Origin of the sequence: Lactiplantibacillus daoliensis (assembly GCF_005405005.1) — a bacterium.
Lineage (GTDB): Bacteria > Bacillota > Bacilli > Lactobacillales > Lactobacillaceae > Lactiplantibacillus > Lactiplantibacillus daoliensis.
Map to the genome: position 1 here is coordinate 258,560 of NZ_BJDH01000005.1, position 11,288 is coordinate 269,847.

General features: G+C 40.2%; 9 protein-coding genes. 6 read left to right on the forward strand and 3 right to left on the reverse strand.

Annotation, left to right across the window (positions count from 1 at the left end):
- Positions 1–26 precede the first annotated feature (26 nt).
- Positions 27–617, forward strand: a complete 591-nt coding sequence (locus tag FFM64_RS08495) for a histidine phosphatase family protein (RefSeq protein ID WP_137607572.1) — start codon at positions 27–29, stop codon at positions 615–617.
- Between the two features lie 323 nt (positions 618–940).
- Positions 941–2,893: a hypothetical protein gene (locus tag FFM64_RS08500; protein ID WP_137607573.1), complete on the forward strand. Its 1,953-nt coding sequence runs from the start codon at positions 941–943 to the stop codon at positions 2,891–2,893.
- 118 nt (positions 2,894–3,011) lie between these two features.
- Here FFM64_RS08500 and FFM64_RS08505 read toward each other — a convergent pair whose 3' ends face one another.
- A complete protein-coding gene (locus FFM64_RS08505) occupies positions 3,012–3,278 on the reverse strand; it encodes a hypothetical protein (protein WP_137607574.1) in 267 nt (88 codons plus the stop codon).
- Between the two features lie 215 nt (positions 3,279–3,493).
- On the opposite strand from FFM64_RS08505, the gene FFM64_RS08510 reads away from it, so the two are divergent.
- Positions 3,494–4,066, forward strand: a complete 573-nt coding sequence (locus FFM64_RS08510) for a TetR/AcrR family transcriptional regulator (protein ID WP_137607575.1) — start codon at positions 3,494–3,496, stop codon at positions 4,064–4,066.
- A gap of 325 nt (positions 4,067–4,391) precedes the next feature.
- On the forward strand, positions 4,392–6,173 hold the full coding sequence (locus tag FFM64_RS08515; RefSeq protein WP_137607576.1) for a hypothetical protein: 1,782 nt from the start codon (positions 4,392–4,394) through the stop codon (positions 6,171–6,173).
- A 304-nt stretch (positions 6,174–6,477) separates the two neighbouring features.
- On the opposite strand, the gene FFM64_RS08520 is transcribed toward FFM64_RS08515, so the two are convergent.
- Both FFM64_RS08520 and FFM64_RS08525 read right to left on the reverse strand, forming a co-directional pair.
- Positions 6,478–8,190, reverse strand: coding sequence for a hypothetical protein (locus FFM64_RS08520; RefSeq protein WP_137607577.1), 1,713 nt, complete (start codon positions 8,188–8,190; stop codon positions 6,478–6,480).
- Between the two features lie 23 nt (positions 8,191–8,213).
- Positions 8,214–9,197: a glycosyltransferase family 2 protein gene (locus tag FFM64_RS08525; protein ID WP_137607578.1), complete on the reverse strand. Its 984-nt coding sequence runs from the start codon at positions 9,195–9,197 to the stop codon at positions 8,214–8,216.
- Between the two features lie 406 nt (positions 9,198–9,603).
- Here FFM64_RS08525 and FFM64_RS12330 point away from each other — a divergent pair, with 406 nt between their 5' ends.
- Positions 9,604–9,762, forward strand: coding sequence for a hypothetical protein (locus FFM64_RS12330; RefSeq protein ID WP_171000344.1), 159 nt, complete (start codon positions 9,604–9,606; stop codon positions 9,760–9,762).
- Between the two features lie 45 nt (positions 9,763–9,807).
- A complete protein-coding gene (locus FFM64_RS08530; protein ID WP_137607579.1) occupies positions 9,808–11,142 on the forward strand; it encodes a hypothetical protein in 1,335 nt (444 codons plus the stop codon).
- Positions 11,143–11,288: the final 146 nt, after the last annotated feature.

Below are 11,288 nucleotides of genomic sequence, written 5' to 3' on the forward strand. Positions count from 1 at the left end.
TTACTTTTTAAATTGGAGTGAGTGAAATGACAAAGACACTTTATTTGATGCGGCATGGTCAAACGCTGTTTAATCAATTGCATAAGATACAAGGCGCATGTGATTCACCCTTGACTGCTCAAGGAATTGCGGATGCGCAACAGGTCGGCCGAAACTTTAAGGCACACGGTGTCACATTTGACCACGTCTATAGTTCAACCCAAGAACGTGCCAGTGATACCCTCGAGTTAGTCACGGATCAACCCTATGAGCGCTTAAAGGGACTTAAGGAATGGGACTTTGGCTTGTTTGAGGGTGAGAGTGAGCGTCTCAATCCACAGCAAGATCCAATTAGAAAGTCGTATGGTGACTACTTCTTAGCTTATGGTGGTGAATCAGATTTGCAGGTTCAGGCACGGATGGTAAAGACACTGCGCACGATCATGGACCAGCCTGATCATCAGGAAGTTTTGGCAGTCAGTCATGGTGGTGCCGATTTCATGTTTCTTCGTCGGTGGTTATCGATTGATGAGATCAAGCGGCAAGAAATCAAATTTACCAATTGTGCAGTGTTAAAGTTTAGTTACGAAGCGGGCGAGTTTACATTCGAACACTGTTATCGTCCTGAGGACCAATAGCGGGAACTTACTTCTTTAAATTAAAATTATGTAAACTAGAGAACGATTTTTTACTCAGCTATTTTTGCTGGGACCGAAAAGATGAAGTTGTGAATAGCAACTTCTTTTTTTGTCCAGTTGATGTTCGAAAATTTGAATCACAATAAGATGTGAGGACGAATGTTAGTTTTATTTATATGCAAATGGATTAGAGCGCAACAGCTGTTAAAGCTGGAAATGGTATTACTATAATATGATGATTAAACAATTCAACCAGCGGCTAGGCAATAGTTGTGTTTGAAATGAATGGCATATCGACAACTTATTTGGGGATGAGCAGTCTGATGGGTAAAGGAGTATTGGGGGCCTTAAATGGGCTAGTAGTCATTATTTTAAGTGGTGCAGCTGTGCTGGCACTATTTTGGCCGGAATCTGTGCAGGCAGGTCAATCGTGGGTGACCCTGTTTTTGGTGATTAGTCTCACGCCAATTATTTTTTTCGGCTTGATTGGGTTGAAACGTTGGCAGGCGCACTGGTCAGTCAAAACCTATCGCCGTTGTTTATGGGGGATTGGCCTACTGATTGTTCTGACGCAATTAATTGTGGCATTTTCATTTGTGGATGTCGGGCGAGCAGATGCATTTTGGGTGCGAAATCAGGCAATCGCACTCGCACAAGGGCAGAAACACTGGGCAGACTATTTTCAGACCTACCCGAATAATGTGAATCTGACGTTGTTGATTGCCGTCGCCATCAAAGGTGCACTGCAATTGGGTGTAACTAATCCGTGGGTGTTCTTTAATATTGGGCGTTTTCTTTGGATTGATACTGGTCTGTTGGCGGGATTGGTCATTTTACGGCACTGGCAACGTTTTCGTCCCGGTGCGTTGGGTTGGTTGTTAGGCTGGTTGGTAAGTGTGCCATTCTATGCGTACGCTTTGTTTGACTATACTGATGCGTGGGTCTTGCCGCTGGTCGTTGATGTGTTAGCTTTGGGACTCAAGTTTAAAACGTACACTGGTTGGCGCCGCTGGGAACTTGCTATGTTGACTTGGAGCATACTCGCCTTGGGGGTAGCGCTTAAAAGTAATCTAATCGTCTTATGGGTGGCAACGGGATTGATCACACTAGTGGCGATGTTTCAGTATCAACTGTGTCCGCATACGGGCTGGTATTGGTTGGTGGGAAATATTGTGACACTGGGCCTAGTGTTTGGCGGGATGCAGCAGCTCGCGAGCCGGCAGGGTTATCATCGAAATAGCAACCAAGCCCTGCCAGCAACGAGTTGGATCGCAATGAGTCTGAATCCCCAAACGAGTGGCCGTTATAATTACCATGATTTTGAAGTGATTCGAAAACAACCGACTGCGACCGCCAAGCAGCGGCGGGCAAGTCGTTTAATTAGCACTCGCCTTGATCAATTAAAAATCGGCGGTTTGTTGAGTCATTTGGGTAAAAAGATGCGGGTGTTTTATGCCGACGGCGCTTTTGACAGCTTCAAATTAACGACACAGTGGTTGAAGGCACCACGTTGGTTTCGCGCGAATACGCAAGTCATTCAGTTTTGGCTGGGGATAGTGATGCAATCTTGGTACCTCTGTTTATTAATTGGCAGTATTGGAAGTCTGCGTCAGCATAATAATCAGCAACTCGATTTTGGTTTGCTAGCGCTGACTATTTTAGGCTTCACTATTTTTCACGTTGGCTTGTGGGAAGTCGAGGCGCGATATGCGTTACCTCTGTTACCTGTTTTGTTGATTTTAGCATGTGTTCAATGGGCAGAATCACTGCCAATTGGGCTTACTAGGCATTCACGACTTCGGCTAAAGTGGACGTTGGTTTTCGGGATCTTAATCAGCGGTTGGGACCTTTGGCATGTAAATATGAACAAGGCACTGCAAACGACGATGATCATGCGCCAAGGTAACGGGTCGTACTATCAGTTTGAGGCTCAGACGATTTTGCCGAAGCAACGTGTGATTATTCGGTTGCCACTCAATCAGCCGAGTAATCAGCTGCGACTCAGCCCAGTGACAGAATCTGGACGTGTTCAACTTCGATTGGCTGCTGGGACAAGGACTTTGGTGGTTGGACGTGGGTCGCCAAGGCAGCTACAGTACGTAACTTATCCCACTACAGCAAAGCCACTCACGATTAGTTTGACGAACAAAGGCAAGTCGTTGATCAAATACGCGGCGGTTAAGTCAAATTATAATCAATTGACTGGAAAAATACTGGTGAAGCCAGCTTGGTTTATGCAGCTTACTGTGAGAGATCAAGTGAATGATGATCATTGACTTTTTTGACTGTTCGTCGTGCAATTTTAGTTTGTCAACGCAAAAAGCCATCTGAGATCTTGAGAAATCTCAGGTGGCTTATTACGACTTACTAGGAAAGGTGGTTCATTGACTTAGTTTAAGCGGTACGATGTGAAGATTGACGGTAGCCAAAGTAAAATTGTAAGGCTGCTAGCACAACATTGACCCAGTTGAGAACTTGGAACCAAACACTCAATGAATCTACTGGCGTTGCGCCATAAAAGGCCCAGAAACCCCAAATAACTGCGACAACATTAATATACGCAAATGTTCTTTGCAAGGATTGGTTATCCAAATCAAACCACATCCAAATCACATTAACGACGAACCAAATTGCTAAAATCCAAAAACTCCAAGTGAACATATCAACTACCTCTAATCAATTAAGTTTTGAAAGAAAAGCTTTTGTTCCTTTCAACAGTTATAGACTAAGGCTTTTTAGCTGCTTTGAACACCGTCAAAATGCTGGTAGAAGTACGTTTTCGAACATCTGGGGGTTATAGTGTTCGAAATCCAACATTGGTTTTTAAAATGATTGTGATACGATGAAACTAACTTAAATTTTTGGGGAGTAAATTCATGACACAAGATGTGCGCAAAATTAAAACAGAACGTGACCTACAGGTTGCCTTCATCCAGTTGCTTGCCATGAAGGGGTTTCGGCAAATTACGGTCGCAGATATTTGTGAGGCATCGTTGACCAGCCGATCAACTTTTTATGCACATTATTTGGACAAGTACGATTTGTTGGATCAAATGGTTGCCCACTACAGCGCAATCTTTGCCAATCGCGTTGACATGCGCTTTGACCAAATTATTGCTGGCGATATTGACGACTTAGTTGCGGGACTCTCGGCTGATATGGCCGAAAATCGATGGGCGGTTCAAGTCTTATTTGGGGTTCATGAACCGGAAGCCGATCTGCAGGCCAATTTTCGAACAATGTTACTGAAAAAATGGCAAAATTTCATCGCAGAACAAGTGCTTCAGACTGATGCACCCACCGATTTAATTGCGTCAATGGGGACGAGTGTCCAGATGACCTTGATTGAATGGGTCATTAGTCATGATAAGGCAACGCTTGATGGTGTTACGGGTGTCGTTGACACGATTCGTAAAGCAGTATTGTTACATCTGGATACCAAGGCATAATACAAAACAGCCCATATGGAAGATTAAAAGAACGCGGAGATTTTTAACGGTAAAGTGTGCTAAAACTAGGTGCTTTGGTATATGCAATGTTGATAGTTTAATAGTAGTTTGATAATATTAAACGTGCTCAGTATTGTCCTAAAAGGCATGGAAACTGGAGAGCATCTCTAGTCTTCATGTTTTAGCGTTTATTAAGTGAGAATGTAGTAGCAGTAATGTTAAGGAGTGAAGGTGAAACCTAAATGTAATTAGAAATGCATTTTGATTTTTAGTTATTTGGTTTGAAGAAATAAAAAAGAATTTGGTGTAGAGGGGGTATTCGGTATTGTTAAAAAAGGGGTTACGTATTACCAGACCGTATTTGATTATTGTTGCTATTTCAATTCTAATGATTCTGCCACAAATTATTACCAGAGTGCCAATTTTAGGAGTTGACTCCAGCTTTCATTTCAATCGAATATACGAAGATGCGATGCAAATCAAACATTGGAATTTCAGCTATTTTCAATCTAACTATGGTTTTTCACAGTCTGGAAGAATTATCAATGCTGTGTATGGGCCAATTTGGAGTTATGCACTTGGCTTCCTGATGTTGATTGCAGGTAGCGTTTTCAAGTTTCAATTAGCAGCTGATCTATTATTGCTGATTATTAGCGGTGCTGGGATGTATTTGTTTTCCCGTAAAAGTGGTGCAAACGAGTTATTTGCTACGATTGGCACAATTATGTACTTGAATGTCGGTTGGCTTCCGGCATGGCTAACTGGTCAAGAATTTACAGCATGGGGTATGATGGTCATGCCGTTTGTTTTAATGATGGGAATACAAATGATTACAGACCATGAACATCCTGTTAATGTGTTGCTATTAGCGATCAGTGTGGCTGCAATTATACAGGTTCATATGTTGAGTGCACTTCTTGTCATTCTGGCATTAATTCCTTATTTTGTTATTGGAATGATTAACGCGAAGAATCGTTTATCAATGCTTGTTAAGACGGTAGTTGCAGCTATTTTAGCATTTTTGATGTCCGCAAATATTTGGGCTGCAATGTTGAACGTCACAACTGGCAATCATATTATTCAACCTTTTGGTTTTCCTAATATGACTGGAAGCTCACTTAATCTTTCATTAGGCAATAGTTATATGTTTACATTGGGTGTGGTTTGTTCAGTCTTGTTTATTATTCAGATTTTTGTAGCGCTCACTGTCAAAGGACTTCCGTTGACAGTGTATATTAACACCTTTGTTGGTGCTGCTTTTCTAATAATTGGGTCACAATTATTTCCTTGGGAACAATTAGCTGTTAGAATTCCAGCAATTCGAAGCTGGCTTCAATTTCCGGCACGTTTGGGCTCGATAGTTGGAATATTATTGATAGCTGGTATGGCTGGGTATTTGACACAAGCTGTAAAACAGTTCGATCATATTCAGAGTGATTGGCATCGACACTTTAATTGGCCGACTATTTTATTTGTACTTGGAGCAGCGATATTGATGATTCAAAATCTGAAGAGTATGAATGTTCAAATTAGACAGTGGTATACTAATCAGCCAATTCAACGGATGGAACACATCTACATTTCCAAAGGAACATCTGCAACAGATATTAGAAATGCATTTAAGGGTCCTGACTTGAGCGCGGGGTTCGCAATAGTGGGTAAGGGAACGACAGACTATTTAAACCAACCTGCAAAATATCTCACATATAACAAAAAGCGTGACGCATACCTTGATTATATTGCCCAAGTTGTCCAGAAGAAAGATGCTTATCAAAAGAAAGTCTTGAGCGATGGTAGCTTGTTGGTTACGTGGAATGCACAAAAAAATGGGAAAAAGCAGATTCCAATAGTGAGCTATTCTAAGTCACAGATTACTCTTAACGGAAATAAAAAGTGGGATAGTCATTATCAGCATAGTAATATTGGTGCGTTGATCGTCTCACAGAGAAAAGGGAAAAATACACTTATAATTAAATACCGACAAGGTAAAACGTTCACTGTTTTTGGAATGTTGGCTTTGATCGTATGGATAATTGTATTATTGTTGTTGGGACTACAAAGTTTCAATCAGCATCGCTTGATACGCAGAGTAGAAGCTAAATTGTAAAAAGAAAGTCAAATCACTTTGAATGCATGATTGTTGACACTAATTGTATAATCAAATGTTTTTGTATTGTGTCCGAATGAGTGCACTTGACTCTTGTAAGAAAACAAAGATATATAAGAATCTGTTAATAATATTGGTGTCTTTTTATTATATGATGAATTTTATTAGGGATATTTAAGTCTATAACCTAATTGTTTAAAGCGATAGTACAACGCAGCTAAATAGACACGAAATCGCCGATATCGGTAATTTCGTGTCTATTTAGCTGCGTTAATTTTAATTATCAGTTTACGATGTCAATTTGTCATTTTGAAGATGGTGTTTGACTTGACCAACGCTTTTTCATGTATTGGAAACCCTGAGAGCAGAAAAAGACAAGAAAAACAATCCAAGACGCGATACTTACAAGAACACTAAATTTATCAATGGCTGAGTATTTATATGCGACAGTGATTGGACCAGTTGTTTTGGAATTGACTAGCAAAGTATTACGAGAACTACGAATTGTAGAAACTTGTTTGCCATTTCGATAAGCAACAAAATTTTTATAATAAGAAACCGGTAAATCAACTTTTTTTGCGTATATAACTGATTTTTCAGTATAGATTTGTTTGCTTGGCTTGGCAACAATTCTAGTCAAGGTGACCTTTTTGTGATTGATTATTGCGATATGATCAATTAGTTCTTTGAAATGAGGCATGGTTTTTCTCGGAGTATATTGTTCCACAAAAGTTGAATTATTTGGATTCTTTGATTGTGGACCACTGTTTGTAAATATTTTTGTTGCGACGTTTTGCAAAGGATTAATTCGTAACTTTTGCATGCTTTGAGACCAACTGCCGAGAATTAGGAGTACTAAAAAGACGAGTGATAGCTGTTTCATTATAGACGTCATAGTATTGTTTTGTATAAAGAGTTTAAGAAGTCCTGCTGCAACTACTGTAAAAAATAATGTAGAAATCATGAACAATCTGAATGAATACTGAATAACTGAAATCGGTGTTTTTTGAAAGACAACCCACGGAAAGACAGCTGAGGAACCAACGAAAATGAATGTGGCAATTAGGTAACTGTACTTTTCTAATTGGTTTAGTCTTCTAAAAAAGATACCGCCAAAAATCATTGTCAGTAACATTGTCAATCCAATACTGTATGGACGTAACATGGAATTATTGATTGCTGAAATCAATAATTCAGATAAGTTAGTTGATGAGTTCTCCATGCTTATCGGTGAAGGTTGATTGTATTTTTGAAATAATTGTTGTTCCACGAAGGGCACCCAAAATATTGCTGAACTAAATAAGGTAGCAATACCTGCAATCGCCAAATAACGAATACTTTGAAAATGATTTGATTTCCAGAGAAAACTTAGTAGCCAGATAACGGCCATGGTTAAGACCACAATAAAGGTGCTTAAAACATGTGAAAGTAGGATGAAGGACAAGCCAAATGCCAGATACGGCCATTCTTTGACTTTGCCTTTTAGAATCGCGTAGAAGCCGTAGAAAGCAACTGGCAAGAATGTCATGGCAATGTATTCACCCATTGCAAATCTGGTAAAAGCATCAATCGTGTGATAGACCGAAAAAGTGTATAAAATTGCTGCGATATATGAAACAACCCAAGAATGATTTAGTTTTCTGAAGATAATATAAGTAAAAATCATGGTGAGCAATGCGTAAAAAGCAATACCTGCGTAAATTCCAGTAACTTGATGATTGAAAATATTAAAAAGTAGGGCCGAGGGGATTAATGTTATTTCAGGATAAAAAATCCCCAAGGGAAAAGCTACCTGTCCGAATGAATAGGTATAAACAAATGGCAAGAAAATACCCTGTTTTAAATTATGACTAAGCTCAAGAATTCGCTGTACCTGGTATGTAATGTCATCACCATATGAGACAAATCCCTTAACTAGTAGAGGGCAAACAAAAAAATAACTTAAAATTAAAAATGATCCCAATATAAATGTGCCAATAAATATGTTTTTTAAAACGGCATTGTGCTTTGAATCCATGATATGCTCCTTTAAGTTCATTATTAATTTTGACTATTGTCCTTATGAGATTGTGTAGTACTGTAATCTTCGGTTTCAATTATATAACGTGGACGATGTTTAACTTCTGAATATATCTTACCGATATATTCACCGATAATACTGATTCCAACTAACTGCACACCACCCAAGAACCAAAGGCTTGTCATCAGTGAGGCCCACCCGTTTGTCACGTTTCCGGTAAAGAAACGAACTAGTGCATAAATCATCATAATTAAACTAATCACGATTACTACCACACCTAAAGACATGATGGCTTTAATGGGGGCTACTGAAAACGAGGTGATCCCGTCCAAAGCGAACGAAATCATCTTTTTTAATGGGTACTTAGTTTCTCCAGCTAAACGAGGTTTACGCTGATAGTAGAGTTTTTCAGAGCTGTAGCCTAATTGAGGAATAATACCGCGTAGAAACAGATTGCTCTCTTGATATTCCATTAGGGTTGCGACAGCACGCTGACCCAATAAACGGAAGTCGGCATGGTCAGGAACAAGTTGCACACCAATCTGATGCATGATCTTGTAGAAAGTCTCAGCTGTCCAGCGTTTAAATGAAGAGTCACTAGAACGGTCATTTCTGACACCAAGGACAACTTCGTGTCCATTTTGGAAGCTCTCAACCATTTTAGGAATAAGATTTTCATCGTCTTGTAAATCTGCGTCAATAGTAATGATAGCATCCGCAAAATCTCCTGCAACTTTCATACCAGCCATTAAGGCGTTTTGGTGTCCAAAATTACGACTAAATTTCAAGCCAGTAAAAACGGTATCTTCAGCTTCCAAATCTTTAATTAGTTCCCAAGTTTTGTCTTTACTACCATCATTGACGAATAATATTTTGCTTTCTGAACTTACTTGTTCATTATCAATCATGTCGTGCATGATTTTTTGTAGGACTTTTGAAGAAGATGGTAGAACTGCTTCTTCGTTATAACAGGGTACGACAATGGCTAAATTCGTTTGTTTCATGGTGACTTCCCCTCGAAATCTTTTGATTGAAATTGTTGATCATCGTGATGAAATTCATTTATATTAAGTGAAATCTGATTTATTTTGACACAACAAGTTAATTATACTCAAGTTAGTCACTAATGAGAAGAGCTGTGTCAGGAAATGGAAAGGTAACCTGACACTGTGGAGCAAGATTCTTAATCAGTTGGATGAATTGAAATTAGGAATCAATGATGGTAGTTCAAAGCTTAGGCGGATTTTCAGCAATATTCAGTATAAATACTGTAATAATAAACAAGTGTGAAGTGAAGAAACCTTTGTTATACTCCACTACTGGGTGATTGCAATTGTTTTGCTTAATTTGAATGTACATGGGAAAAATGAAAAAGGGTGTCTGAATAGTTTTGAGAGGAGAATTCATGTTTTGAGTAGGCGGATATTAACCGGGGTTAATTGGCTATTATGTCTGCCACTCTATTTCTATGGCTTGGTAGCCTATACGGATGCATTGGTATTTCCAATTGCGATTAATGTGATTGCATTAACTTGGACAGCCACTGCCGCAAAGGGCTGGCGCCGCTGAAGTGCCTTGGTACTGAGCTGGATTCTGATTGCACTCGCAGTGGTCATGAAAAACAACATGATTGTCTTTTGGATTGCGATGGTAATTGTCGCCTTGTTCGCTGCCTGGCAGCGTCAGGTGAAATGGTCACTTGCGGTTGAATGGCTATTCGGTAGTCTGGCGGTTTTGATGCTGTCGATGTCGTTAATGTCCGGGATTGCAACCCGTAATGGGTATCAAAAGTCGCCAGACCAGGCGACGCCAGTGACGAGTTGGATTGCACTTGGCTTAAATCAACAATCCTTTGGTAAGTATACGACTAAGGACTTCATGAGCGTTAAGCAAGCGCCGACTGCGACCGCCAAGCAAACGGTTGCGACTAAGTTGATTAAATCACGTCTTCAACAAATGGATGCAATCGATTTCGGACTACATTTAACCAATAAGATGGGCGTCTTTTTTGCAAAGGGAGATTTTGATGCGCTTAGTCAGGTTGCTCAGTGGATCAAAGCACCGAGTTGGTTTTTAAAACGCCAGCAATCTTTACATTTTTGGCAATTGCTCAGCACGCAATGCTGGTATTTGATGTTTCTAATTGGGAGTATCTATTTGTTGATTGTCAGTAGGGGGCAACGGCTGAGTGTGACGGTGTTTGCACTAATGATCCTTGGATTGACGTTTTTCCATGTTGGCTTATGGGAGGTTGCGGCGAGATATGCATTGCCACTCCTGCCGATTTTGATGATTTTAGGCGTGACGGGCTGGGCGACTTGGCCGGGACTTTCTTTGAAACCACGACAACGAAATGTCGTCAGTTTATTAGCGGTCGCTGGGACACTATTTTGTCTTACAGTGACGCTGCAGTTCAGCAAAGACCAGCAGTCAACGATGGACATTCTGGACTTTCAACGAAATGGGTCGTACGCACCTAGCAGCACCACGCAACTGATTAAACCAGCTGAAAAAGTTACGAATCAAATTCCTTTTGAAATGGCTACTAATCAGATTCGGATCTACCCAACCTCGACGACTGGGAAAGTGACGGTCATTCTCAAAAATGGTACACGTGAGTTAGCTCGCAGAACAGGAAATCCCGCACAAGCGGTTACACTCACTTATCCGCGGACCGTCGGCTCAAAACTGCGTCTCACGATTATTAATCGTGGGAGAACATCGGTTTCGTATTATGCAGCGCTGGCAAACTTTTCACAGTTGGATGGGACCATCACTAGTGAACGCCGCTCGTATTTGCAACATTCACTTAACTTACTGCATGCGCCGGTGAACGTCACTAGCAATCGCGCCATATTCTCAATGCTTTTGGGTGAGTTGTTGTTAGTGCTCTTGAGTAGCCGCGTTTTACCGAAGAAACAACGTGATTATGACTCAATTCAATTATGACGGATTTTTGTCACGAGTTTCAGCGATAACTATTTAGAGTAAAAAAAGTCTGGGAAATTTTCCCGGACTTTTTTCTACGTCTTGTCAATAGGAATGTTGTTGAATAAACGATTCATGATAAAAATATAGGGCATTGGTTCGGTGAC

Coding starts and splice junctions, on each gene's coding strand:
- FFM64_RS08505 (WP_137607574.1), bottom strand. CDS start 3,278: ATGTTCACTTGGAGTTTTTGGATTTTAGCAATTTGGTTCGTCGTTAAT.
- FFM64_RS08530 (WP_137607579.1), top strand. CDS start 9,808: ATGAAAAACAACATGATTGTCTTTTGGATTGCGATGGTAATTGTCGCC.
- FFM64_RS08510 (WP_137607575.1), top strand. CDS start 3,494: ATGACACAAGATGTGCGCAAAATTAAAACAGAACGTGACCTACAGGTT.
- FFM64_RS08525 (WP_137607578.1), bottom strand. CDS start 9,197: ATGAAACAAACGAATTTAGCCATTGTCGTACCCTGTTATAACGAAGAA.
- FFM64_RS08495 (WP_137607572.1), top strand. CDS start 27: ATGACAAAGACACTTTATTTGATGCGGCATGGTCAAACGCTGTTTAAT.
- FFM64_RS08520 (WP_137607577.1), bottom strand. CDS start 8,190: ATGGATTCAAAGCACAATGCCGTTTTAAAAAACATATTTATTGGCACA.
- FFM64_RS08500 (WP_137607573.1), top strand. CDS start 941: ATGGGTAAAGGAGTATTGGGGGCCTTAAATGGGCTAGTAGTCATTATT.